23 protein-coding genes and 1 pseudogene are annotated in these 26,492 nt (G+C 53.6%); 8 read left to right on the forward strand and 16 right to left on the reverse strand.

Annotated features, from left to right (window positions below):
• From B2Z72_RS12425 to mraZ, 15 genes and pseudogenes are all read right to left on the reverse strand, one after another.
• Positions 1-359: pseudogene (locus tag B2Z72_RS12425) on the reverse strand (cell division protein FtsZ); the annotation flags it as partial.
• Between the two features lie 38 nt (positions 360-397).
• Complete coding sequence (gene ftsA / locus B2Z72_RS12430; RefSeq protein ID WP_297004949.1) at positions 398-1,633, reverse strand: cell division protein FtsA; 1,236 nt, start codon at positions 1,631-1,633, stop codon at positions 398-400.
• A complete protein-coding gene (locus B2Z72_RS12435; protein ID WP_296984840.1) occupies positions 1,633-2,394 on the reverse strand; it encodes a cell division protein FtsQ/DivIB in 762 nt (253 codons plus the stop codon). Before B2Z72_RS12435 ends, ftsA begins: the two co-directional genes overlap by 1 nt.
• Positions 2,387-3,313 (reverse strand): D-alanine--D-alanine ligase, encoded by a 927-nt coding sequence (locus tag B2Z72_RS12440; protein WP_296984838.1) that lies wholly within the window; start codon positions 3,311-3,313, stop codon positions 2,387-2,389. The genes B2Z72_RS12435 and B2Z72_RS12440 overlap by 8 nt, the downstream gene beginning before the upstream one ends.
• Positions 3,310-4,740, reverse strand: a complete 1,431-nt coding sequence (murC, locus tag B2Z72_RS12445) for a UDP-N-acetylmuramate--L-alanine ligase (RefSeq protein ID WP_296984835.1) — start codon at positions 4,738-4,740, stop codon at positions 3,310-3,312. Before murC ends, B2Z72_RS12440 begins: the two co-directional genes overlap by 4 nt.
• Positions 4,741-4,756: 16 nt before the next feature.
• The gene (gene murG / locus B2Z72_RS12450) at positions 4,757-5,878 is read right to left on the reverse strand and encodes an undecaprenyldiphospho-muramoylpentapeptide beta-N-acetylglucosaminyltransferase (RefSeq protein WP_296984833.1); all 1,122 of its coding nucleotides are present in this window, start codon (positions 5,876-5,878) and stop codon (positions 4,757-4,759) included.
• Positions 5,871-7,022: a putative lipid II flippase FtsW gene (ftsW, locus tag B2Z72_RS12455; protein ID WP_296984830.1), complete on the reverse strand. Its 1,152-nt coding sequence runs from the start codon at positions 7,020-7,022 to the stop codon at positions 5,871-5,873. The genes murG and ftsW overlap by 8 nt, the downstream gene beginning before the upstream one ends.
• A complete protein-coding gene (gene murD, locus B2Z72_RS12460) occupies positions 7,019-8,374 on the reverse strand; it encodes a UDP-N-acetylmuramoyl-L-alanine--D-glutamate ligase (protein ID WP_296984827.1) in 1,356 nt (451 codons plus the stop codon). Before murD ends, ftsW begins: the two co-directional genes overlap by 4 nt.
• Before the next feature lie 9 nt (positions 8,375-8,383).
• Positions 8,384-9,466 carry a phospho-N-acetylmuramoyl-pentapeptide-transferase gene (mraY, locus tag B2Z72_RS12465; RefSeq protein WP_296984825.1) on the reverse strand — a complete coding sequence of 361 codons (1,083 nt, stop codon included), beginning with the start codon at positions 9,464-9,466 and terminating at the stop codon, positions 8,384-8,386.
• Between the two features lie 2 nt (positions 9,467-9,468).
• On the reverse strand, positions 9,469-10,866 hold the full coding sequence (locus tag B2Z72_RS12470; protein ID WP_296984823.1) for a UDP-N-acetylmuramoyl-tripeptide--D-alanyl-D-alanine ligase: 1,398 nt from the start codon (positions 10,864-10,866) through the stop codon (positions 9,469-9,471).
• On the reverse strand, positions 10,863-12,374 hold the full coding sequence (locus tag B2Z72_RS12475; protein ID WP_296984822.1) for a UDP-N-acetylmuramoyl-L-alanyl-D-glutamate--2,6-diaminopimelate ligase: 1,512 nt from the start codon (positions 12,372-12,374) through the stop codon (positions 10,863-10,865). The genes B2Z72_RS12470 and B2Z72_RS12475 overlap by 4 nt, the downstream gene beginning before the upstream one ends.
• Positions 12,371-14,095: a peptidoglycan D,D-transpeptidase FtsI family protein gene (locus B2Z72_RS12480; protein ID WP_296984821.1), complete on the reverse strand. Its 1,725-nt coding sequence runs from the start codon at positions 14,093-14,095 to the stop codon at positions 12,371-12,373. The genes B2Z72_RS12475 and B2Z72_RS12480 overlap by 4 nt, the downstream gene beginning before the upstream one ends.
• A complete protein-coding gene (gene ftsL / locus B2Z72_RS12485; RefSeq protein ID WP_297004952.1) occupies positions 14,092-14,352 on the reverse strand; it encodes a cell division protein FtsL in 261 nt (86 codons plus the stop codon). The genes B2Z72_RS12480 and ftsL overlap by 4 nt, the downstream gene beginning before the upstream one ends.
• Positions 14,349-15,287, reverse strand: coding sequence for a 16S rRNA (cytosine(1402)-N(4))-methyltransferase RsmH (gene rsmH / locus B2Z72_RS12490; RefSeq protein ID WP_296984819.1), 939 nt, complete (start codon positions 15,285-15,287; stop codon positions 14,349-14,351). Before rsmH ends, ftsL begins: the two co-directional genes overlap by 4 nt.
• The gene (gene mraZ / locus B2Z72_RS12495; RefSeq protein WP_296984818.1) at positions 15,284-15,739 is read right to left on the reverse strand and encodes a division/cell wall cluster transcriptional repressor MraZ; all 456 of its coding nucleotides are present in this window, start codon (positions 15,737-15,739) and stop codon (positions 15,284-15,286) included. The genes rsmH and mraZ overlap by 4 nt, the downstream gene beginning before the upstream one ends.
• A gap of 468 nt (positions 15,740-16,207) precedes the next feature.
• Between mraZ and B2Z72_RS12500 the strand changes: the two genes are divergently transcribed.
• Positions 16,208-17,083: an ion transporter gene (locus B2Z72_RS12500; protein ID WP_296984816.1), complete on the forward strand. Its 876-nt coding sequence runs from the start codon at positions 16,208-16,210 to the stop codon at positions 17,081-17,083.
• Entirely contained in the window at positions 17,080-17,706 is a 627-nt protein-coding gene (locus tag B2Z72_RS12505) for a DUF502 domain-containing protein (protein WP_296984815.1), read from the forward strand. Before B2Z72_RS12500 ends, B2Z72_RS12505 begins: the two co-directional genes overlap by 4 nt.
• Here the strand turns inward: B2Z72_RS12505 and B2Z72_RS12510 are convergent.
• Positions 17,664-18,197 (reverse strand): hypothetical protein, encoded by a 534-nt coding sequence (locus tag B2Z72_RS12510; protein ID WP_296984813.1) that lies wholly within the window; start codon positions 18,195-18,197, stop codon positions 17,664-17,666. The two genes, B2Z72_RS12505 and B2Z72_RS12510, sit on opposite strands and share 43 nt — an antisense overlap.
• 163 nt (positions 18,198-18,360) lie before the next feature.
• On the opposite strand from B2Z72_RS12510, the gene B2Z72_RS12515 reads away from it, so the two are divergent.
• The 6 genes from B2Z72_RS12515 to gcvP all read left to right on the forward strand — a co-directional run bounded on the left by B2Z72_RS12515 (position 18,361) and on the right by gcvP (position 26,209).
• The gene (locus B2Z72_RS12515) at positions 18,361-19,386 is read left to right on the forward strand and encodes a cyclic nucleotide-binding domain-containing protein (protein WP_296984812.1); all 1,026 of its coding nucleotides are present in this window, start codon (positions 18,361-18,363) and stop codon (positions 19,384-19,386) included.
• 320 nt (positions 19,387-19,706) lie between these two features.
• Positions 19,707-20,705, forward strand: a complete 999-nt coding sequence (locus B2Z72_RS12520) for a helix-turn-helix transcriptional regulator (protein WP_296984809.1) — start codon at positions 19,707-19,709, stop codon at positions 20,703-20,705.
• An 85-nt stretch (positions 20,706-20,790) separates the two neighbouring features.
• A complete protein-coding gene (locus B2Z72_RS12525) occupies positions 20,791-21,489 on the forward strand; it encodes a TetR/AcrR family transcriptional regulator (protein WP_296984807.1) in 699 nt (232 codons plus the stop codon).
• Positions 21,490-21,662: 173 nt separating this feature from the next.
• On the forward strand, positions 21,663-22,769 hold the full coding sequence (gcvT, locus tag B2Z72_RS12530; protein ID WP_296984805.1) for a glycine cleavage system aminomethyltransferase GcvT: 1,107 nt from the start codon (positions 21,663-21,665) through the stop codon (positions 22,767-22,769).
• 27 nt (positions 22,770-22,796) lie between these two features.
• Positions 22,797-23,180, forward strand: a complete 384-nt coding sequence (gene gcvH, locus B2Z72_RS12535) for a glycine cleavage system protein GcvH (protein ID WP_296984802.1) — start codon at positions 22,797-22,799, stop codon at positions 23,178-23,180.
• Between the two features lie 98 nt (positions 23,181-23,278).
• Complete coding sequence (gene gcvP, locus B2Z72_RS12540; protein WP_296984799.1) at positions 23,279-26,209, forward strand: aminomethyl-transferring glycine dehydrogenase; 2,931 nt, start codon at positions 23,279-23,281, stop codon at positions 26,207-26,209.
• The last annotated feature ends 283 nt before the right edge of the window (positions 26,210-26,492 follow it).

Raw genomic sequence — 26,492 nt, forward strand, 5'->3', positions numbered from 1 at the left:
CCAGTACCTGTACCACCACCCATACCGGCGGTGATAAATACCATATCGGCACCTTTCAGAGATTCTGCAATGCGCTCACGATCTTCCAGAGCAGCCTGACGGCCGACTTCCGGATTCGCACCAGCACCCAATCCTTTGGTGAGACCTGTACCCAGTTGCAGAATAGAACGTGAAGTCACATTCCGCAGTGCCTGTGAATCGGTGTTGGCACAGATAAAATCAACACCTTCGATGTTGTTATCCACCATGTGCTGAACGGCGTTACCGCCACCACCACCTACACCTACAACTTTAATGACTGCCGTTTGTTGCAGGTCATCTGCCAATTCAAACATATCCCCATCTCTATGCTGAGACATAGCGTATCTCCTTAGCCGCGCGCTAGTGATATTTAATATTAAAAATTGCCTTTAATCCAATCTTTTATCCGCGAAAAAACTCCGTCATTTCGCTCTTCGACCGGACCATTTTTTGATTTATTTAACTGCTGTTTTGCTGCGTACAGCAAAAGCCCCACAGAAGTCGAATAAATCGGGTTATTGATCACGTCTGTCAGTCCGGAAACCCCCTGGGGTTTAGCCAGACGAACCGGCATATGAAAGATTTCTTCTGCCAGTTCTGTAACACCTTCCATCTTCGCTGTACCACCGGTCAGAACGATGCCGGCAGCGACCATATCTTCAAAGCCACTGCGACGTAATTCTGACTGAATCAGCGTAAAAAGTTCGTCATATCTTGGCTCAACGACCTCAGCCAATGCCTGACGTGATAAATCTCTTGGCGCACGATCACCAACACTTGGCACCTTGATGGTTTCGTCCGCTTTTGCCATCTGCGTCAATGCGCAGGCGTATTTAATTTTGATCTTTTCCGCATGCTGGGTCGGCGTACGTAATGCCATGGCAATATCGTTAGTAACCTGATCACCGGCAATCGGAATAACCGCGGTATAACGGATCGCGCCTTCAGTGAAAATAGCGATATCGGTTGTACCGCCACCGATGTCGACCAGACAGACGCCCAACTCCCGTTCGTCATCGGTTAAAACCGCATAACTGGATGCCAGCTGCTCAAGAATAATGGCATCAGTCTGCAGCCCACAGCGCTGCACGCAACGCTCAATATTCTGTGCTGCATTGACGGCACCGGTAACCAGATGCACTTTTGCTTCCAGACGCACACCGGACATACCTACCGGCTCTTTTATGCCTTCCTGATTGTCTACCACATATTCCTGCGGCAACACATGCAGAATGCGCTGATCCTGAGGAATCGCGACTGCCTGCGCAGCATCAATAACCCGGTCGATATCCATCTGCGTAACTTCACGGTCACGCACTGCCACAATGCCGTGGGAATTCATGGAATGAATATGACTTCCGGCAATGCCGGCGAACACGGAATGGATGGTACAGCCAGCCATCAGCTCAGCTTCTTCAACTGCACGTTTGATCGACTGCACAGTCGATTCAATGTTGACCACAACACCCTTTTTCAGACCACGGCTCGGATGTGATCCAAGACCCACGATCTCAATATTACCGTCACCATCTACTTCACCAACGATGGCAACAATTTTGGATGTTCCGATATCCAGGCCTACCAACATATTTTTTTGTGGCACCTGACTCATTACCCCATCTCCTGCGTTGAACGCCAGCGCACCGCGGCGCCTTTTCCGTAACGTAAATCCAGACTTTCAACTGCATCCGCCGGCAAATCTGCCAGCAAACGACCAAGCCGCTGCAGCCTCTCTTCAAAATACTGTCGTCCAAGATTTACCTGCCATCCATTGGACAGACTCAGACTGACGGATCCCACCTTGTTAACTGTCAGCATATTGATTGCCAGTTCCTTCTGCTTAAGGCTCTGCTGAACGCGGCGAAAATATCTGACTGCCGTTTCCGCCTGGCCTTCATCACCATTTATTCTTGCCAGCCCCTCAGTGTTGTAACCCTGAGGAATTTCACTCAGTTCACCACTGATACTCAGCAGCTTTTTATCATTCATCACTGCCATGGGCAGATCTTCTGCAATCATCACCTGCAGAGTACCTGGCCATTGTTTACGCACCATCACCTGCTTTATCAGCGGCAGCGCATCCAGCTGTTTATACACAGCCTGTGGATCAAGCGAAAAAAAACTCTCGTTTTTTACCCAGGCCAACTGTTTGGCCAGCTCATTGGCATCCCACACAGACAAACGGCCATTCACTTCAATCTCCTGAATCGGCCAGCTCTGATACGCCCATTTACCACCGGCGATGACGACCACTGTAAACAGCACCGCACCGACCCAATGCCACGGAATCGACGGCAGCTGAATATTCCACTCCCGTTTTTCCTTTACCTTAAGCGGTGTGGCACCACGGGGCACATCGGCATGTTTAGCCACGCGAACGCCCCTGCGCTTCCAGTAACAGCTTTTCAACTAACTGCGGAAATTCCATCCCAACGGCTTTCGCAGCCATCGGCACCAGGCTGTGGTCTGTCATGCCCGGTGCAGTATTCGCTTCCAGCAGCCAGAAACTGCCATCGCTGTCCTGCATCACATCAATACGACCCCACCCCTGACAACCCAGCACATCAAAGGCGCGCAACGCCAGCTGTTGCAGTTCAGCCTCTTTTTCTTCACTCAGACCACAAGGCAGCAGATACTGTGTATCGTTGGCTTTGTACTTGGCATCGTAGTCATAAAATTCATGCGTTGTTTTCAGCTGAATAGCTGGCAGTGCTTCGCCATCCACAATCGCTACCGTGAACTCAGCACCGGACACCCAGCTTTCAGCCAGCACCAGACCATCAAAACCGGAGGCGTATTCATAGCTTTCTCGCAGATCTTCAGCGGTATGAACTTTACGCATACCAATACTGGAGCCTTCACGGGCTGGTTTTACAATCGCGTCGTGGCCTAATTCATTAATAAGCTGCGACCATTCACTGTCAGCTTTTAGTAAAAAAGCCGTTGGTGTTGGTAATCCGGCCGCCTGCCAGATCAGTTTTGTACGCCACTTATCCATAGCCAGAGCAGAAGCCATAACGCCACTGCCGGTATAGGGTTTTCCCAGCCATTCAAGTACACCCTGAATCGTGCCGTCTTCGCCGCCACGACCATGCAGGGCAATAAATGCGATGTCGAATTCTTCCGCAGTCAGCTGTGCTACTGCATGTTGCTGAATGTCGATTTTTTTCACATCAGCCTGCAGCGAACATAACGCGTCATAAACGGCAGCACCGCTGCGCAGCGATACTTCCCGTTCGGCTGAGGTACCGCCCATCAGTACCAGAATTTTTCCAAGGCCGGAAACTGTCATAATTCCACCTCATTCAGCCAGTCTGGCAGATCCCGTGCCAACTGCAGTGCAAGGCTGCCGATATCACCGGCACCCTGAGTTAAAAGAATATCGCCAGGCCGTAAAATACCCTGCAATGGCTGTTTTAATGATTCATCACGCTCAACAAACACCGGATCCAGTGTTGTGCGCTGACGAATACTGCCACACAGTGAACGACCATCCGCACCGGCAATCGGTTTTTCACCCGCCGGATAAACTTCCATCAATAACAGTGCATCAGCCCGCGACAATACTTTGACAAAATCCTCGTAAAGATCGTGTGTCCGCGTATAACGGTGGGGCTGGAATAACATCACCAGACGACGCTCCGGAAAACCGCTTCGGATAGCTTCGATGGTAACTTCAAGTTCTCGCGGATGGTGGCCATAATCATCGACCATCATCACGTCACCATCACCCAAAGCAAACTCACCACAAACGGTAAAGCGCCGGCCTACTCCGGCAAATTTTTCCAGCGCATTGACGATAGCTTCATCACTCACACCTTCGTCATCCGCCACTGCAATGGTTGCCAGTGCGTTCAGCACATTGTGTTTTCCTGGCATTCGCAGACGGATATTCAGATCACTGCGGTCACCCGGGCGATGTACGGTAAAGCTGGTAAAAATCCCCTGCTGCGACAAATTATCAGCACGATAATCAGCGTCATCAGAGAAACCATAGGTAACCACCTGACGTCCAATACGTGGAATCAGTTCACGCACCGTAGCGTCATCGATGCACACAACCGCCAGTCCGTAAAACGGCAGATTGGAGAGAAAATCGATAAAGGTATTTTTCAGAACCTCAAAGTCGCCGCCATAGGTGCTCATATGGTCGGCATCAATATTGGTTACGATGGAAACCATCGGCTGCAGATGCAGGAAAGACGCATCGCTTTCATCGGCTTCTGCGACCAGATAACGGCTGGCACCCAGACGCGCATTGGTTCCTGCACTGTTCAGTTTCCCACCAATAACGAAGGTCGGATCAAATCCGCCTTCGGCCAGTACTGATGTCACCATACTGGTGGTCGTCGTTTTTCCGTGAGTACCGGCGACAGCAATGCCGTGACGGAAGCGCATCAGTTCCGCCAGCATTTCAGCACGGCGTACCACCGGCACCCGGCGCGCCAGTGCTGCTTTAATTTCCGGGTTGTTCTCATCAATTGCAGTTGAAACCACCACCACATCAGCCTGAGCCACATGAGCTTCTTCGTGCCCGATAAAGACTTCAACACCCAGTGAACGCAGCCGTTCAGTCACCGTAGACTCACGCAGATCCGAGCCTGAGATTTTATAACCCTGGTTAAGCAGAACTTCGGCGATACCACACATCCCGGCACCACCAATCCCTACAAAATGAATGCAGTGGATACGGCGCATCTCCGGAATCAGGTGACGCATAATTTCTCTTTCCTGTTCAGTCACGGGCAAACCTCTTAACCTGTTGTGCAACTTTTTCAGCTGCATCTGTCATTGCCAGGCTGCGTGCGCGGCCAGCAATGTCTGCTAATTCTTTACGTTCTTTGCTGTAGCTGAGCCACTGCTCTGCAAGCCACTCCGGTGTCAGATCAGACTGCGGACACAGAATCGCCGCTTTGTGATCAGACAAATAACGGGCGTTCGCGGTCTGATGATCATCAACCGCTGACGGCAGCGGAATAAAAATCGCAGCGCAGCCTGCAGCGGCGACTTCCGAGACAGTGAGAGCACCGGCACGACAAACCAGCAGATCTGCCCAACTGTAGGCTTCCGCCATATCAGCAATAAAAGGCAGAACATCCGCCTTAATGCCGGCATTTTTATAATCAGCCGACACTTTTTCATAATTATTTTTACCCGCCTGATGACGCAGATTCGGGCGCTCATCAGCAGGGAGAGTATCCATGGCAGCAAATACCGCGTTATTAACCGCGACCGCCCCCTGACTGCCACCAATAATCAGTACATTCAGTGGCCCCGCACCATTATCAGTATCAGCGTTCATGCGCTGCAGATAACGCTCCTGCGGATCCGGCAGAGCGACTACATCACTGCGCACCGGATTTCCGGTTGTTAACGCATTTTCCAGGGCGCCCGGAAATGCCTGCATCACACAGTCGGCAAAACGGCTGAGTAATTTATTGGTCATACCCGCGCGTGCATTCTGCTCATGCACCACTAACGGAATCCCCAGCATGCGCGCGGCGACGCCACCCGGTCCGGTAACATAACCACCAAAACCCACAACCACATCAGGATTAATGCGTTTAATAATGGCTTTTGCCTGCAGCACCGCACGGATAACCTTGAACGGCGCCAGCACCAGACCGGCTACACCTTTTCCGCGCAAACCTTTAATGGCAATGGTATGCAACGGAATATTGTTTGCCGGTACCAGATCTTTTTCGATCCCTGCTGCAGTGCCTAACCATTCAGCGTTCCAGCCGTCAGCACGCAGGGCATCGGCCACAGCCAATGCCGGAAATACATGACCGCCGGTACCGCCGGCCATCATCAGTACTGTTTTGTTTTTACTGGCCTGATTAACAGAATCAGTCATCAGCGACCTCCTGAACTGCATAGGTCTCATGAGCAATACGCATTACAACTCCGACCATGACACAACACACCAGCAGGCTTGAGCCGCCATAACTGAAAAACGGAAGTGTCAGTCCTTTTGTGGGCAGCAAACCAATGTTCACACCCAGATTAATAACCGCCTGCAGACCCAGCAGCGAAGCAATACCAATTGCGACGTACGCGGCATATTGCTGACCTTTCTGCTGCGCCTTCCAGGCCACCTGCCAGATAACGGCGATAGCAAAAATCAACAGACCTAGCGCCGCGGCGGCACCGGCAAGTCCGGTTTCTTCAGCCCAGATAGCAAACACAAAATCGGTATGTGCTTCCGGCAGATAAAATAATTTCTGCACACTTTCACCCAGACCAACACCGAACCAGTCACCGCGCCCGAATGCGATCAAAGACTGTGTCAGCTGATAACCTGTGCCATAAACATGTTCAGGCGCCCAGGGATCGAGATACGCCATCAGGCGCTCCATCCGATAACTTTCTGACGTCAGTACGATGGCACTGATAATCAGGGTTGCGATCAACAGCAGAAAAAATTGACCGGCTTTTACACCGCCCAAAAACAGTTGAATCAGTACCGCACCCATCAATACCACGACGGCACCAAAGTCAGGTTCCAGCAGCAACAGAAAAACCATCGCGCCAAGAATTGTCAGCGGCTTAATAAAACCTGACCAGCTCTGCTGAACCTCATCCTGACGTCGAACCAGATAACCCGCGATATAGAAAACAGCAGCAAATTTGGCCAGCTCTGACGCCTGAATTTTAATAATCCCCAGATTCAGCCAGCGCTGACTGCCGTTCACTTCGTGGCCGATCCCCGGCACAAATACCAATCCCAGACCAACCACCGCTGCCAGCAGCATAAATACATCGACCTTCGCCCAGTAAGTCATCGGAATCTGACTGAAGGCGTAGGTTGTAATAATTCCCAGCACTACGTACACAGCGTGACGGATGGAAAAATACGCAGCGTTACCGGTATAGAATTCGGCAATTTCAGTCGACGCCGAAGTCACCATAATCCAGCCAAGGCACATCAGGCCCAGCCATGGCAGAAAGAGTGCTTCATGTGCCTGCCAGCCGAAGCGGTTTTGCAGACTGATATTCATGCCTCAGCCTCCTGCAATTCTGCCCGGGCAAGCTCAGCAAAATATTTACCGCGCTCAACGAAATTACCGAACTGATCGAAACTCGCGCAGGCCGGTGACAACAGAATCACATCACCCTGCTCTGCCGTTACCAGCGCTGCCTGGAAGGCACGGCTCATATCAGCAAATGCCTCAACCGCACATTCACCATGCAGAGCATCGGCAATATGCTGCTGATCCTGACCATAAACCATGGCTGTGCTGACAAACTGTGCACACGGACCGGCAAGCGGAGAAAAGTCCTGACCTTTACCCACGCCGCCGGCCAGCAAAATAACCTTGCCGCTGATTTCCGGACCCAGCCCTTCAATTGCAGCAACCGTGGAGGCAACGTTGGTACCTTTCGAGTCGTTGTAAAACGCAATGCCGCCTTTCTCACCCAGCCATTGGCAGCGATGATCAAGACCCGCAAAAGACTTCAGTGCGTCAATCACTGTAACGACATCAACACCGGCCAGTTCAACCAACGCCAGTGACGCCATCACATTCGCCAGATTGTGCAGGCCTTTAATTCTGAGTTCAGACGAACCAACCAGAACCTGATCACCACGACAGATAAAACGCTCACCATTAATCAGACGAAGTCCGTATTCTGTTGCACCCTGCGGTTCATTCAGACCGAAACTCAGATCCGCTGACGTTTGCGGTGGCATAGTCGCTGCGTCGTCGCGATTACAGAGAACATGTTTTGCCTGCTGAAAAATCCGTTGTTTGGCAATCAGGTAATCATCCATACCCTGATAGCGATCCATGTGATCTTCGCTCAGGTTAAGAATGACCGCCGCTTCCACGCCCAGATCTGTTGTGGTTTCAAGCTGGAAACTCGACAGTTCGAGCACATAAATGTCTGCTTCCGGCAGATCCAGAGCGGGCACGCCAATATTGCCGCCTACCGCAACCGACTTCCCGGCCGCCTGCAGCAACTCACCCACCAGAGTGGTCACGGTGCTCTTACCGTTAGAGCCGGTAATTGCAATAACTGGCTTGTTGCATGTTTGCTTAAACAGGTCGATATCGCCGGTAATTTCGACTCCGGCGGCAATGGCCTGCTGAATTTCCGGCAATGCCAGAGCAACCCCCGGGCTGACGATCAGCTGATCATATTTTTTCAGCAGATCCGCACTGAAGGCTTCACCATAAAACAGTTCGCTGCCGATAAATTCACTGCGAATCACATCTGCATTTTTCAGTTCGCTGCGGGTATCACACAGATCAAACGCATAGCCCTGACGCTGACACCAGCGCGCAGCCGACAGCCCGGTCATTCCCAGACCGACTACCATGCGTTTGTTGATACCCTTATTCGCGTTCATTGTTTCGCCTTAACGGATTTTCAGCGTTGCCAGTCCAACCAGCACCAGAATGATGGTAATAATCCAGAAACGGACGATTACCCGGGGTTCCGGCCAGCCTTTTAATTCATAGTGATGATGCAGGGGCGCCATGCGGAAAATACGTTTTCCGGTCAGTTTGAATGACGCAACCTGCAGAATCACTGAGACGGTTTCTGCGACGAAAATACCGCCCATAATAAACAGCACGATTTCCTGACGAATGATCACAGCCACCACACCCAGTGCCGCACCTAACGCCAGAGAGCCTACATCGCCCATAAATACCTGGGCCGGATAAGTGTTAAACCACAGGAAACCAATACCGGCGCCAACAATTGCTGCACAAAAAACCACCAGCTCACCGGAACCGGCGATATACGGAATGTGCAGGTAGTTAGCAAAATTCACGTTACCGGCCAGATACGCGCATACGCCGAGCGCAGCACCCACCATCACGGTCGGCATAATGGCCAGACCATCAAGACCATCCGTCAGGTTCACCGCATTACTGGAACCGACGATGACGAAATAGGTAAGCAGCACAAAGAAAATGCCAAGCTGTGGCATAACGTCTTTAATAAACGGCACTACCAGCTGAGTTTCCTGCGGACTCTGCGCGGTATAAAACAGATACGCACCGACAATAATGGCGAACACAGACTGCCAGAAATACTTCCAGCGCCCCGGCAGACCGCGGGAGTTTTTCTCAACCACTTTGCGATAATCATCTACCCAGCCAATAGCACCAAACGCCAGCGTGACGAGCAGTACCACCCAGACGAAACGGTTTTCCAGATCACCCCATAACAGAGTGCTGACTGCGATAGATAACAGAATCAGTACACCACCCATGGTCGGCGTACCGGCTTTACTTAAATGGGATTTTGGACCAACTTCACGGATCGCCTGACCGATCTGATATTCGCGCAGCTTACGGATAACCACAGGCCCCAGAATCAGTGACACAACCAATGCCGTAATGACGGACAGGATGGCCCGCAGCGTCAGATAATTCACAACGCCAAAGCCTGAATAATATTGTGCTAACCAGTCGCCCAGCCAAAGCAGCATAATCAGTTTTCCTCTGTAACCTGTTGCAGACCGAGAACTACGGTTTCCATCCCGGCGCTGCGTGATCCTTTCACCAGAATGACATCCTGCTTTCCGGTATGTTGTTGTAAGTATTCAGTCAGTGATTCTTTGCTGGCGAACCATTCGGCTCCGTCACCAAATGCCGTCACTGTATTACGGCTTAATTCACCTGCTGCCAGCAGATGTTTGATTCCCTGAGCTTTGGCATAGCGTCCGCAACGGGCATGTAACTCCGCAGTTTCAGGACCAAGCTCAGCCATATCGCCCAATACCAGCCAGCTTTGCGCTGCATTTTTCAGCACATCAATCGCAGCTTCTACTGACGCCGGATTGGCGTTGTAGGCATCGTTAATAATTTGCTGACCAGCACTGCCATCCAGGCGTTGCAAGCGGCCCTTAACGGCCTGCGCCGCATTCAGTCCGGCGACGATTTTTTCACCCGGCAATTGCAGAGCAAACGCTGCCGCAGCTACAGCCAGAGCATTGCGCACATTATGTACACCCGGCAGCGGCAGACTGACGGCAAAATGTTCGCCGTTAAAACACAGGTCAAAATCACTGCCAGTGAGAGATGAACGAATATTTTCTGCCCGTACATCCGCGCCCGCGCTCAGACCGAAACTGAGTTGATTAATTCCCTCTGCGCGCCGTGCCCAGTTCACATAAAATGCATCGTCTGCATTCAGCACAGCGGTACCGCCCGGCTGAATAAAATCGATTAACTCGCCCTTGGTCTGTACCACGCCCTGCAGACTGCCGAAGCCTTCAATATGGGCTTCCGCTGCGTTGGTAATAATGCCAACCTGAGGTCTTACCCACTGCGCGGTATAAGCAATTTCACCCAGACCACTGGCACCCAGCTCAATCACAGCTGCCTGGTGATCGCTGTTTAATGCCAGCAGTGTCAGCGGTGCGCCAATGTGATTATTCAGATTTCCCTGAGTCATCCAGGTGTGGTACACCTGCGATAAAACACTGGCCATCAGCTGTTTCACACTGGTTTTTCCTGCACTGCCGGTCACTGAAACGACCGGGCCAGTAAAGCTGTTGCGGTTAACACCAGCCAGCTCACCAAGCGCCAACAGACACTCTTTAACCGCGATTACAGGTATCGGCGAACCTGCCACGACCTGTTCAAATGCGGCCTGTTCAACTGCGACCTGTTCTACAAGCGTCGCTACCGCACCTTTAGCGGCAGCATCGGCAATAAAATCATGGCCATTAAAGTGCTCACCACTTAATGGCACATATAAATCTCCGGCTTTGATCGTACGGGTATCGGTACTGACGCCACTTACCTGCACATCAGCTGCATCCGTAGCCAGCAATTGTCCGCCGACAAATTCTGCGATCTGGCTTAATGACCAATGTCCGATCATGCGTCAGCCTCCCCAGTAACAGCCGCCGCGGCCTGATAGCCGAGAGCAGCAAGAACGGAGGCATCACTGTATGGCAATTTCACGCCATTAATTTCCTGATAATTTTCGTGCCCCTTACCGGCAATTAATACAATGCCGTCCGGGTTGGTATTGGCGATCGCCTCAGCAATCGCCGTTTTTCTGTCATGTTGCTGGGCGATGTCCTTGCTACCGGCCAGTGCATCGGCAAAAATCTGCTGTGGATCTTCGGTGCGCGGGTTATCGTCAGTCAGCCACACCTGATCGGCATGTTGCACTGCAGCTTCCGCCATCAGTGGGCGCTTGGCCCGGTCGCGATCACCGCCACAGCCAAATACACAGGTAATTTGGCACTGCCATGGTTTTAACGCCTGCAGAACATTCATCAGCGCGTCCGGCGTATGGGCAAAATCCACCACCGCCAGCGGGCTGTTGTCTTTTACATACAGTTCCATGCGTCCTGCTACCGGGTGCAAGGTTGGCAGCGCAGCAATCAGCGCCTGAAAATCCATTCCATGAGCAGCCAGTGCACACACCGCGGCAACCGCATTAGCCAGATTAAATTCGCCAATTAATGGCAGACGAAATTCCGCCTCCCCCCAGGGAGAAGTCAGCTGAGCAGTCATGCCATCGGCAGCCATGGACAGAGCACGATACTGAACGTCAGCTTCGCTACTGTGACCGAAAGTAATAATGTCAGCCGCAATATCTGCATCGGCGGCCAGGCGACGGCCGTATTCATCATCAATATTAATGATTGCTTTGCGCACACCGTAATCGGTAAACAAACAACGTTTGGCGGCAAAATAGTCAGCCATTGTGCCGTGATAATCGAGATGGTCCTGGGTCAGGTTGGTCAGAATCGCCACATCAAAATTCAGACCGGCAACACGCTGTTGTGCCAGTCCGTGGGAAGACACTTCCATCGCCGCCAGATTCACCTGCTGCTGTTGCAGAGCATTGAGATTCTGCAGAATCACTGTCAGATCCGGCGTGGTATTACGCGTCGGTTTTAAATCCGGCCAGCAACCATTACCTAAAGTCCCCAGCACTCCGCAGGACTCATCACATGCACTGGCCAGCTGAGCAATATATTGCGTCACTGAGCTTTTACCGTTGGTGCCGGTAACCGCAATTAAATGCATCGCATCAAGCGGGTAACGACGATGCAGCCATGCCGTCAGATGCGTAGCCACTTCTGGCTGAATAAATACCGGAACGCTGTCGCCTTCTGCTGTCCATTCGCAACGGAAACCCTGATCACCTTCCGCCAGAACCGCAACCGCACCGCGCTCAACCGCATCGCTGATATGCTGTTCACCATGTGCGTTATGTCCGTGACGGGCAACAAACAGATCGCCCGGCTGAACATCACGGCTGTCGATCACAATATGATTAAACGCGCGATCCCATTCCGGCGGCATAAAGAAATCACCGGCAATCAGATCACTGATATTCATTGGCGCAAATGGCGTAACGGTATTCGTCATTGCGCACCTCCTGCTACCTGCAGAGCCGGCATTTTGCCGTCGTCAGGAGCAACCTGCCGCATACGCAGCGACTGTTCCATAATGCGCGAGAACACAGGCGCGGCTACTTCACCGCCGTAATATTCTTTACCCTGCGGAGAATCAATCACCACCACCAACACCAGATCCGGATCAGAAATCGGCGCAACACCAGCAAACACGGCGGTGTATTCGTCGTCTTCATAACCCTGCTGACCAACTTTGTGCGCAGTACCGGTTTTACCACCGACACGGTAGCCTTCTACCCGGGCACGACGGCCGGTACCGATATCAGAAGTTACCGTCTCCAGCATGTTCAGAACCTGGCGCGCTGTTTTTGCTGACATCACCTGATCACACTGGGATGAGGCTTCCTGATTCAGCAATAAACGCATAGGTTTAATGCAGCCACCCTGAGTAAATGCGGTATATGCGTGGGCCAACTGTAAAGGTGAAACAGACAGACCATAACCGTAGGAAACCGTTGCCAGACGCAGCGCATCCATCTGCTCCGGATACGGCAGACTGCCAACTGCTTCGCCTGGAAAACCCAGCGCAGTCGCCTGACCAATGCCTACCTTAGTGAATAAATTCCAGATGGTTTCTGCACCCATTTCATGGGACAGATAGGTCACACCGACGTTACTGGATTTGGTAATAATGCCGGTCACATCCAGTACGCCATAATTACGGTGATCACGGATGGTTTTATTTTTAACGCGCACATAACCCGGCGCAGTATCGACTTCTGTACCCGGTTTAAAACGACCGGATTCCAGTGCAGCGGCCACAGTAAAGGGCTTCACGGTAGAGCCTGGCTCGATCAGATCCGCAATAGCACGGTTACGCATGTATTCCGGCTTAAGTCCGGCGCGGTTATTCGGGTTGTAAGATGGCTGACCAACTAACGCCAGAACCTCACCAGTGTGTGCGTCGAGCAATACAGCAGCACCGGATTTCGCACGATGCTGACTGACCGCTGCTTTTAATTCGCGGTATGCCAGATATTGCAGACGCAGGTCGAGAGTTAATGCCATGTCATGGCCCGGATCAGCCACAGCATTTACTTTTAATTGTTTTACAACATTGCCGTACAGGTCTTTCACCACCTGACGGGAACCTTCGTGACCCTGCAGGAATTCGTCGTAGGCCAGCTCAAGCCCTTCCTGACCGCGACCGTCGATATTCACAATGCCAACGGTATGCGCAGTGACTTCAGCAGCCGGATAAAAACGGCGGAAATCATCTTCGCCATACACACCGGCAATACGGCGCGCCAGCAGAACATTGGCGGCTTCTGGTTCAACCTGACGTTTCAGATATACGAAAGAGCGACCCTGACTGGCCGCTCGCTCGATTTTTTTCGACAACTGCGGGGACGACATCCCCAGATCCTTCGCCACCAGCGGGATCTGCTGCAAATTGATCTGTTGCGGATTAACCCAGAGATTAACCACCGGCGTGCTGACCGCCAGCGGCTTACCGAAACGGTCGGTAATCATGCCGCGCATCGCCGGCTGCACTTCTTCGCGCACCGTGCGCTTTTCACCCTGCTCAAACAGGAAAGGCTGATCCACGGTGTGCAGCACAATCAGCCGCACCACAACAGCACCAATCAGACAGGCGAACACCGCCATCACCAGCGTAAAACGCCAGCGGGCAATGCCTTTGATTTCGTCTGTCTGATTCGGCTGGGCATTCATTTTGAAAGCACCTGCACCTTATCCGGTTCTGTCATGTTCAGTTTTTTCCTTGCCTGCTGATCAATGCGCCCATGCGCTGTCAGTGTTCCCCGTTCCAGCAGAAGTCTGCTGTGTTCCTGCTGCAGCTGTGAGCGTCGCGCATCTTCCGTCGCCCATACCTGCATTAAGCTGCGCTGCCAGTGCACCACGCCAACCTGCACCAGCGCCGACAAAACCACGACCAGCCACAAAAGCATGGCGGTAAAGCGCAGATTCATCCGTCCAGACGCTCAGCAATGCGCAACACGGCACTGCGTGCCCGCGCATTACGATCCACTTCCTCTTTACCCGGCATAATGGCTTTGCCGATTTTCTTCATCGTCCGGCCAAGCTGGTCATCTGTTACCGGTACGCCCGGCGGCAGATCACGGCCTTTTTCCTGGGCGCGGATAAAGCGTTTCACCATGCGGTCTTCCAGCGAGTGGAAGCTGATTACCGCCAGGCGCCCCTGTGGCAGCAACATATCAACACTGTCTGCCAGCACTTTTTCCAGATCACCCAGCTCGTTATTCACAGCGATACGGATCGCCTGAAACGCTCTGGTCGCCGGGTGCTTGTGTTTTTCCCACGCCGGGTTGGCAGCCTTAATTAATTCCGCCAGCTGTTTGGTGCGGGTAATTTCTTCTTCCACCCGGGTAGTCACGATGGCGCGCGCCATGCGTTTGGCAAAACGCTCTTCGCCGTATTCTTTCAGTACCCGCGCAATTTCCGTTTCCGACGTGGTCATACACCACTCAGATGCACTCATTCCTTCATCCGGATTCATGCGCATATCCAGCGGGCCGTCTTTCATAAAACTGAAGCCACGCTCTGCATCATCCAGCTGCGGCGACGACACACCCAGGTCGAGCAGAATGCCGTTCACCTGATTGATACCCTGCGCCGCCAGCGCTTCTTTCATATCGGCGAAACTGGACTGCACGATCTGAAAGCGCGCATCTTCCTGTTCCAGCTCTTTGCCACTGGCAATCGCCAGCGGATCTTTATCGATGCCGATCAGACGCCCCTGCTCACCCAGTTTGCTGAGCAACAGACGGCTGTGACCGCCACGCCCGAACGTGCCATCGACATAAATGCCCTGCGGATCGTTAAGGCAACCATCCACGGTTTCATGCAGCAGCACCGTGGTATGGAGAAAATCATTCATATTCATAAAGAGAGACTCTGCAGTTCTTCCGGCAATTCATCCGGGTCGCCTGCCATATCCAGGTATTCATCACGACGTCCCTCCCAGGTTTCCTTACTCCACAGCTCCAGCTTCTTCCCTTGCCCCATCAGTACGGCTTCTTTTTCCAGATAGGCGTACTCACGCAGTGGCTGCGGTAACAGAATGCGGCCACTGCCATCCAGCTCGAGATCTGTCGCATGACCAATCAGTAAGCGTTGAATCCGGCGTGTGGCTTTATTGAAGCTGGACAGCCCATCGAGTTTGGCTTCGATCACTTCCCATTCATTGGCAGGGTAAATAAGGAGGCAGCGTTCTTCGGTATCAATGGTGGCTACCAAACGGGCACCGCAAAGCTCCGCCAGCGGCTCCCGGTACTTGGTCGGGATCGCCAGACGGCCTTTGGCATCAAGATTGATGTTGTGCAGCCCCCGGAACATGCTTCCTTCCTGTCATTGTGTGAGTTCGGTGTGGGTATTCACTAACGTCATTGTTACCCACATTTACCCACTATTTTCCACTAAACGACACTATAGAAAGCGTCAAGCCCGTTTGCAAGCGCCCCATGTGTGTGGATATCTCGATTTTTGCTTTATTTCACAATGACTTAGCCCGGAAATTCGGAAGAGTGGGAAAAAGTGGAAAATAAATCTCTCTGGAGGAGTACCAGCTGCAGGCGAAAGTTAAAGTAACTTGTTAAGTTAGTGCCCACTCACACAGCCTTTTATAAAATTTCGCTATATGAAGTGATCACTAACCAACCAACCTGACAAAATTACGCAAAAGGCATGAAAAGGCATGAGATGTGAAATTTGTGACCGGATTGCGGCGCAGGATTGTGCGCCTGACTTGGCGAACACTCAAGGCTGTGACAGACTCCGCCATTATTTTTCACACCCTCAGACTGTATGAATTTTGAACGCCTGCAGGCCCAATCCCAGGCCATCCGCGACAACCGTGCTTTTGAACTGTTTGTCGTCAGCATCATTGTCGTTTCCGCACTGCTGATCGGTGCCAAGACCTACCACATATCCGACACCTGGATGTTTATTCTCAACATCCTCGATACCGGCATTACGGTTATTTTCCTGATCGAGATCCTTATCCGTTTTCTGGCAACGCCGCAGAAGAGCCGTTTCTTCCATAATGGCTGGAACATCTTCGACACTCTGGTGGTGGTGATTTCCCTGATCCCGATCGAACACAGCGAAACCGCCATGATCGGCCGGCTGGTGAGGATTTTCCGCGTCCTGCGGATGGTTTCCATTATTCCGGAACTGCGCACGCTGCTGAATTCCCTGCTGCGCGCCCTGCCACAGCTGGGCTATGTCATCCTGCTGATGTTTATCATCTACTACATCTATGCAGCCATCGGCACCACGCTGTTTGCCCATATCAATGAGGTACTGTGGGGTGATATTTCCATTTCCATGCTTACCCTGTTCCGGGTGATGACCTTTGAAGACTGGACCGATGTCATGTACGAAACCATGGCTGTCTATCCACTGTCCTGGATCTATTATCTGACCTTTATTTTCCTTACCACCTTCGCCTTTCTTAATATGGTCATCGGCATCGTGGTTAATGTGCTGGAAGATGAGCACGCCCGTGAGCGTGCCGAACAGGACGCCGCCGATGGCAAAGCCACGCTGGATGACCTGACACGGGAAGTGCGTGAACTGAAGGCGCTGCTGCTGCAGTCCGCCCCACACGCCCTACAGCCAGAAGTGCCAGACACTGAATCTGTAAATGCCGAACAGCCAACCAACCGAGGCTCCGAATGATGAAACGCCTGCTGCTGCAACCCCTGATCAAAGGCTCTATGGTGGTCGTACCATTACTGGTCACCGTATGGCTGCTGTGGTCAGCTCTGCTGTGGTTCAACAACCTGGGCACCCAGGCGTTAGCCATCGTCGGTATTCCGGGGCTGTTTCCGGGCATGGGACTGGTGCTGATGCTGATTGCCCTGCTGGTCGTTGGGTTACTGTTTCAGTTCAACCCGGTCAGCTGGCTGTATCAGTACGTGGAAGATGCCCTGCTGCGCTTTCCGCTGGTGAAAACCCTGTACGGCGCCATCAAAGATTTCGCCGCCATGTTTGATCAGGAAAAACGCCAGCAGAATCAACAGACGGTGCTGGTCGAGATCCCTGGTCAGGGCAAGCTGGTCGGCTTTATTACCTCAACCCGCACACCACCTGCCGTCAGCACTGCCTGTGAAGGCGAAGATCTGGTCGCGGTGTACCTGCCCATGAGCTATATGGTGGGTGGCTATACTGTCTTCCTGCCGCGCGATCAGATCACCCCGGTCGACTGGTCGTTTGAAGACGCCATGCGCTTCACCCTGACTGCCGGTGTGTCTCAGAGTCAGGCGCGTCCGCGCTCCTCATCCGACAAACCCATGTTGTGAGTCAGGGCGAGAAAGCCGCCCAGTGACAGTAACAGAAAGGCACAGCCAGCGATGATGGCCACCGGGTAATACAGGTTACCCGCCAGATCCAGCTGGCTGTATTTGATGATCATAATCAGCGCCTCCAGCACCAGCGCAATACACACCGTACTGACAAAGCGGGCGATGGTGCGGCGGATGTTCTGAATGATGTTGTCGCCCTCTTCCGCCCCTCTGTATTCCTTGCCAACACCAACCCCCAGCTCGTACATGGCCAGGGCAATAACCAGCGAATTAATCGAACGGATGGCCACGGTGATCAGCGAATCCCCCGGATGCATCAGCCCATCAAAAAAAGTCCACGCCGACATCACCACCAGCACCACCGCCAGAATATGAAACAAACCGGAAAAAGCCGTCGCCAGCCACTGACGGTAATGATGCCCGAAGCCCTGTTGTGGCTGCAGCAGTGATGAAATTAACGTATTCACATATACCTCACTAACACTCATTCAACTGAAATCTGCCTTTAGGGAGTGGTCTGAATCCACAAGGTTCCGGAGCAAATGCGCACAAAGCCATTTCTATGAACTGTTTCCCATATAGCCGCCGTACTCTGTTTGTTATAGTGTCCGCTACACTTATAAGCAGAATGATTTCCGGGCCTTTATCGACATGGAAGATAATAACAACCCAGATCTGCTCAGCGGGCAGATACAGCGCTTTATCCCGTTTGACGAACTGTCGATTGAAGCGATCGGGGAAATAAGTACGCACTTCCGCAGCTACCAGGTGGCACCACGCAGTATTCTGTTCAAACGCGGCGTACACGACGACGAATGCCACTTCCTGCTGGACGGCGAAATCGACCTCACTGATGACCAGTTCCGCGTGACCACCATATGTGGCGACGATGATGAGAACTTCCTCGCCCTCGACAGCAGCCACCCGATTCATCGGGCTACCGCGATCAGCAAAACCCCCTGCCAGCTGATAGCCATCCGCCGCCAGCTGCTGGAACTGATCACCACCTGGTCAGAACTGCGCCAGTCCTACGAAATGGACGAAAGCGAATCCGACTGGTTGGAAACCCTGCTGACCTCTGAACTGTTTAACCGCATCCCGCCGGCCAACATTCAGAAGCTGCTCAGCCGCTTTGATGAACGCGAAGTCAGTCTCGGCGACGAAATCATCCGCGAAGGTGAAGAAGGCAGTGAATGCTTCGTCATCAAAACCGGCAAGGCGCTGGTTACCCGCAACGACAACAACAAGCCGGAAACGCTGGCCGCACTGGGCCAGGGCTCACTGTTTGGTGAAGATGCTCTGATCAGTAACATGCCGCGCAATGCCACCGTGACCATGAGCAGTAACGGTGTACTCATGAGTCTGACCAAAGACGACTTTGATACCCTGCTGAAAGCACCGGTACTGGAATTCGTAACCGCGGCCGATCTGGCAAGCCTGATCGACGAAGGCGATACCGGCACTGTATTGCTGGACGTGCGCCAGCAGCGGGAGGCCAGCCTCAATCCCATTGCCCGGGCCAAATGCATTCCACTGGGGGTGCTGCGCAGCCAGCTGCCCAGTCTGTCGCGCTCATTTCAGTATGTCATCTGTGGCGCCGGACGCGCAGAAGCCGCGGCCTACATCCTGACCGAAGCCGGTTATCAGGCCAAAGTTCTGCTGGGCGACGACAGCTGAGCTCAACTGTCCTTAGCCGTGATGACCTCATAAACCACACATCAGCCCGCAGCGAAGCGCGCTTTGCCGCTCTGCAAGCGGGTTTTGCTTCTCTGCGCGGCTGAAAACCAGCACACCGACACTTCCCGGCCAGCTAAACGCTGCGCAAAGTCATTGAAAAAGTCTGATTTCACGGCTTTTCCCGCCAAAAAGATTCCTCAGAGCCTGATAAACAGGTGAATTACGGCCACATCCCCGACCAGTTTTACCAGATCGCACATTGTCTCAAAGGTGTATTGACGTAGAGTCAGTGATCTCACCACATAACAATGAAAATAATCATGGATGCTTCTTACTGTACTGCAGAAACCCTGCACACCCTGCTACGTCTTATGGCCAGCCGCGGCCTGAAAACCCAGCAACTGCCACGCCTTGATCTGCCGGCGGACGCCCTGTTTAACCGCCGCTCAAGGATTCCGCTGCTGACCATGCTCAACCTGCTGCACTGGGCCGAACAGCAGATCGGCAACGACACCCTGTCACTGGACTTCGGTATGCTGCTGGCTGTCAACGACACCGACAGCAGTTTCCCGCTGGCGGCCTGGTGCCATGGAGAAGAGGATGCTCCGGCACCTCTGGCAGCTTTTCATCTTCACCTGCGCCCTGCTGACGATCAGACCATGACGCTGGAACTGCACTGGCGCGGACTACCGGAACAACTGCAGAAACCGGCCTGGAATCTGGCGTTGAGCTGGCTGCACCAGCGCTGGCTGCCGATCATCGCCGCCCGCCACAATGCACTGTCGGTGTATTCAAGCCATCAGCCACAGGCCGCCAACAGCTGCGCCTGGCTGCCATTAACTCTGCGCCCGGCTGCCACCGGCACGGTATTGCGCTTCCCACGCTGCTGGCTGAATGAAGACTACAACCAGCGCCGTATGCCTGTGGTCAGCAGTGATGTGTCCACCAGCGCCAGCCAGCTGGTGACGCAAAAGGCCGCCAACCTGCTGCGCAGCACCCTGAACAATCCACCACCGCTGGAAAAACTGGCTCATAATCTTGGCCTCAGCGAACGCACCTGCAAACGCCGCCTTCAGGACTGCGGCACCCATTATCAGAAGCTCATTGGTGAACTGCGTCTGATTCAGGCCAGCTACTGGCTGCAGACCCGGCGCTTTAACGTCACTGCGGTCGCGTCAGAACTGGGTTACTCCAGCGTGGCGAATTTTTCCAAAGCGTTCAAAAAATGGTGCGGTTACTCACCCAGCCAGGTGCGTCATGGCGTGCCCGCCATGCGTCAGCATGAACACACGCAGCGTTTATTAGCCGTTCAGGCCTGATTGACGCCCACCACTGCTGCCCTGCCGGGCGAAGTCAGGTATCATTCGCGTTACTGATTCTCCCCGGCAGATACAGGCCCAGGCCATGACGCAGACAGCAGAATCCTGCTCTCCCAACAGCAACAGCTATCACCATGGCAACCTGCGCCAGGCCCTGCTCGATGCCGCCGTGGACGCGATCCGCGAAAGTGGCCCGGAAAACCTCAGCCTGCGCGCCATCGCCCGCCGGGTCGGTGTTTCCCAGACAGCGCCCTACCGGCACTTTGCCGATAAGAACGATCTGCTGGCGGAACTGGCACGTCAGGGCTTCGACGACATTACCCGATTTCTTACTGATCAGACCGAATCTCAGGCGTCCCCTGCTGCCAGACTGCAGCAGGCCGCCACCGCATACATAAGTTACGCCATCAAAAATCCGGAAAAATACCGCCTGATCTTTGGCAACCACGTCGCCCGCCGCACGGATTACAGCGAACTGAAAGCCAGTGGCCGACGCTGCTCCGCGCTGTTTCAGAACCTGATCACCGACGGCATTCACAGTGGCGATTTTATCGCTGCCGACCCCATTATCCTGTTCAATACCTGTCTGGCAGCCATTCATGGCTTCGCCTTTCTCTGCATCGATGGCACCTTCGAGCGCCTGGAGCAGGCACGGGAAGCCCAGACCTGCGCAGAGACCCAATCCGGCCAGCCTCCAGCCAGCAGCACAGTCAACGACCAGCTGATTCAGGCTCAGGTAAAGATGATGGTACGCAGTATCGCCCGCCAGCCGGACAGCATTTAAATCAGTAATGGATTGCACAGTTAATGTCCAAACGTCATAAGTGGTACCATGGTCCCGCTTTTTACAATCACAAGGATGCCTATTAGCGCGTTAGGCGCTATACTGCCGCCCCTTTTGGGGATGATCCGGGTAAAATATTCCGGCTCCGTGGTTTCAATAAAACAGGAAGAAGCATGGCCAAGCGAACCCCTCTGTATGAGAAGCATCTGCAAGCCAACGGCAAAATGGTCGATTTTGGCGGCTGGGATATGCCCGTAAATTATGGCTCCCAGATTCAGGAACATCAGGCTGTCCGTCAGAAAGCCGGGATGTTTGACGTCTCCCACATGACCATCGTTGATGTGCGCGGTGTGGATGCCACGGCTTACCTGCAGAAACTGCTGGCCAACGACGTTGCCAAGCTGAAAGAAACCGGTAAGGCCCTTTACACCGGCATGCTCAACAGCACCGGCGGCGTTATCGACGACCTGATTGTTTACCGCATGGACGGCTGGTACCGCACCGTCGTTAACTGCGCCACCCGCGAAAAAGATCTGGAGTGGATGTCAGTTCAGAGCAAAGGCTTTGATATAAGCCTGACCGAACGCCCGGAACTGGCCATGGTTGCTGTACAGGGTCCGCAAGCCATCCAACTGGTTAAACAGGCAAAACCTGAGTCAGCCGACGTGATCAACGGCCTGAAAGTGTTCCAGGGGCTGGGCAAATCCGAGTGGTTCTATGCCCGCACCGGTTACACCGGCGAAGACGGTCTGGAAATCATGGTACCGGAAGCCGAAGTTGCTGATTTCTGGCAGGCACTGCTGGACGCCGGCGTTGCACCTGCAGGCCTGGGCGCCCGTGATACCCTGCGTCTGGAAGCCGGTATGAACCTCTACGGCAACGACATGGAGGAAAACATTTCTCCGCTGCAGGCCGGCATGGGCTGGACCATCGCCTGGGAACCGCAGGATCGTGAATTTATTGGCCGCAAAGCGCTGGAAGAAGAAAAAGCAGCCCGCGCAGAAACCCCGGCCACAGCCATGAAACAGGTCGGTCTGGTACTGGAAGGCCGCGGTGTGATGCGATCACACCAAAAAGTGATTGTTGATGGTTTGCCGGAAGGCGCTAACGAAGGTGAAGTCACCTCCGGAACCTTCTCGCCATCACTGGAAAATTCCATTGCCATGGCCCGTGTGCCACTGTCGGCTACGGACACCTGTATGGTTGAAATGCGTGGTAAATTAGTACCCGCACGCATTATTAAATTACCGTTTGTGCGTAACGGTAAAAAGCAGTTCTGAGCTATACCCAATTAATGGAGAATAATTATGAGCAATATCCCGGCTGATCTGAAATACGTTGCCTCTCATGAATGGATCCGCATTGAAGACGATGGTCTGGTGACCATTGGTATTACCGACTTTGCCCAGTCACAGCTGGGTGACGTGGTATTCGTTGAACTGCCGGAAGCCGACAGCGAAGTCGAAGCCGAGCAGGACATCGCAGTAGTTGAATCCGTAAAGGCCGCTTCTGACATTTACGCACCACTGGCCGGTACCATTGTTGCCGTCAACGAAGCTCTGGTTGATGCCCCGGAAAAAGTGAACGAAGACCCATACGGCGAAGCCTGGTTCTTCAAAATGAAACTGTCCGATGGCTCTCAGCTGGATTCTCTGCTGGACGCCGATGCTTACGCAGCGCTCTGCGAATAACTGATAACAGCAGAACGCACTGCTGATTAACCTGTACCCGCCCGGCGTTCTGCCGGGCGGTACTGATTCCGATTGGTTTACCCACAGGTCCTCCACCCATGACCACACTGTCCCTGAAATCACTGGAACAACGTGATAATTTCATTGGCCGCCATATTGCCTCCAACGGCGCCGGCCCGGATAACAACGAAGAAGCCGCATTGCTGGCCGCCATCGGTGCCGATTCTCTGGAAGCACTGACCGCCGAAATCGTTCCGGCCGACATCCTGCGCGACGCCTTTCTCGATATTGCCGACGGCCAGAGTGAAGCCGCTGCACTGGCGTATCTGAAATCCCTGGCGAGCCAGAACAAAGTCTGCAAAAGCTATATTGGTCTGGGTTATCACGACACCATAATTCCGCCAGTCATTCTGCGTAATGTGCTGGAAAACCCGGGCTGGTACACCGCCTACACGCCGTATCAGCCAGAGATTGCCCAGGGACGTCTGGAAGCACTGCTGAACTTCCAGCAGATGGTCATCGACTTTACCGGTATGGAACTGGCCAACGCCTCCCTGCTGGATGAAGGTACCGCCGCCGCCGAAGCCATGGCTATGGCCAAACGCTCTGTGCGCAAAAACAAATCGAATACTTTCTACGTTGATGAAAACTGCCTGCCGCAGACCATCGACGTAGTGAAAACCCGTGCCGAAGCCTTTGGCTGGGACGTACTGGTCGGCCCGGCAGAAAACGCAGCCGATGCCGACGTATTCGGCGCCCTGTTCCAGTACCCGGGTAAAAACGGTGAAGTCAGCGACTTTACTGACGTGATCACCGCCCTGCACGCCAAAGACGCACTGGCCGCCGTCGCCACTGACTTAATGGCACTGGTGATGCTGAAAGCACCGGGTGAAATGGGTGCGGACATCGTGCTGGGTAACGCCCAGCACTTTGGTGTACCGATGGGCTTTGGTGGCCCGCACGCTGCCTTCTTCGCCACCCGCGATGCCTTCAAGCGTTCAATTCCGGGCCGTATTATTGGTGTATCCATTGATGCTCAGGGCAATCAGGCGCTGCGCATGGCACTGCAGACCCGAGAGCAACATATCCGCCGCGAGAAAGCCAACTCCAACATCTGTACTGCTCAGGTGCTGCTGGCCAACCTGAGTTCTTTCTATGCCGTGTACCACGGACCAGAAGGTCTGAAGACCATTGCCGCCCGCATTCACCGTCTGACCGATATTCTGGCCGCCGGCCTGAAGAGTAAAGGCGTCGAACTGGTCAACAACAGCTGGTTCGACACCCTGACCATCAAAGTGGCAGACCGCGCCGCCGTGCTGGCACGCGCTGAAACTGCCGGTGTAAACCTGCGTGATGATCAGGCACTGGGCCTGAACGCGGATACGCTGGGTATCTCCCTCAGTGAGAAAACCACCGCCGCTGACGTCGCCGAACTGTTTGACGTTATTCTGGGAGCGGAAAAAGACGGCGAAGGCCACGGTCTGGATGTGTACGCACTCGATGCCGACATCGTCGCCAACGGCTCCAACAGCATTGATGCCGGCAGCGCCCGTGCCACAGCCTTCCTGACGCACCCGACGTTCAGCCGCTACCACACCGAGCATGAAATGCTGCGCTATATGAAAGGTCTGGAAGCGAAAGATCTGGCCATGAACCACAGCATGATCACGCTGGGTTCCTGCACCATGAAACTCAACGCCACAACCGAAATGATTCCGGTAACCTGGCCTGAGTTCGCCAATGTTCATCCGTTCGCACCGCGCGCACAAACCGCCGGCTACGAAAAGATGATCGCCGAGCTGGAAGACTACCTGAAAGCCATCACCGGCTTCCCGGCCATCTGCATGCAGCCCAACTCAGGCGCACAGGGTGAATACGCCGGTCTGCTGGCGATTAAGAAATACCACGAGAGCCGTGGCGAAGGTCACCGTAACGTGTGTCTGATCCCGCGCTCCGCCCACGGTACTAATCCAGCATCAGCCATGATGGCATCTATGCGTGTGGTGGTAACCAACTGCGATGACGAAGGTAACGTCGACTTCGACGACCTGAAGAAAAAAGCCGAAGAAGTGGGCGATCAGCTGTCCTGCCTGATGCTGACTTACCCTTCCACTCACGGTATTTACGAACAGGGCGTGCGCGAGATCTGCGATCTGATCCACTCTCACGGCGGCCAAGTGTATATGGATGGCGCCAACCTGAACGCTCAGGTAGGCATTACCCAACCAGCGTTTATCGGCGCTGACGTATCGCACATGAACCTGCACAAAACCTTCGCCATTCCTCATGGCGGCGGTGGTCCAGGCATGGGTCCTATCGGCGTGGCTGCACATCTGGCACCCTTTGTTGCTAACCACGCGGTACGCCCGATCGACAACGAATCGAAAGGCAACGGCGCAGTTTCTGCCGCACAGTACGGCTCAGCCAGCATCCTGCCGATCAGCTGGATGTACATCACATTGATGGGCGGCAACGGCCTGCGCCGCGCCACCCAGAACGCCCTGCTGAAAGCCAACTACCTGGCCAAACGTCTGTCTGCGCATTACCCGATTCTGTACTCAGGTCAGAACGGCCGCGTGGCGCACGAATGTATCGTTGACCTGCGCCCGATCAAAGCCGAAAGCGGCATCACCGAAGTGGATATCGCCAAACGCTTAATGGACTACGGCTTCCACGCGCCGACCATGTCGTTCCCGGTAGCGGGCACCTTTATGATCGAGCCGACGGAATCCGAATCCAAAGCCGAAATCGACCGCTTCGCCGACGCCATGATCGCCATTAAAGGCGAAATCGACGCGGTTATGCGTGGTGAACTGGATGCGGAAAATAACCCGCTGAAAAACGCCCCGCACACCGCCGAAGTGATTGCCGCTGAATGGGATCGCCCGTACAGCCGTGAACAGGCGGTATACCCGGTGAAAAACCTCGGTGCGCATAAATTCTGGCCATCCGTTGGCCGTATCGATGATGTGTACGGTGACCGGAATCTGATCTGTTCGTGTCCGGCGATTGAGAATTACGAGGACTGAGTGTTCGCGTAGTTTTGCTTAATAAAAAAGCCCGCGATTGCGCACTGCTGTCCCACAGTTTGGGATTCATATCACGAGCCTCATCTGAGGCTCGTTTTCTTTTCTCTGTCGTGGAAGTGAATTCAGTACTTCCTGCAGTGTCTTCCGTTTGTCCTCGCTCCCACGCTCCGCGTGGGAACGCAAAGGCTAAAGGCTACCACGCAGAGCGTGGGAGCCAGATGTACAGTGAGAGCCAGTTAGCTAAAACAGCTATTACGATCACCAACTCTTATCCACCGGCAGC

This window comes from Thalassolituus sp. UBA6592, assembly GCF_002433655.1.
GTDB lineage: Bacteria > Pseudomonadota > Gammaproteobacteria > Pseudomonadales > Oceanobacteraceae > Venatoribacter.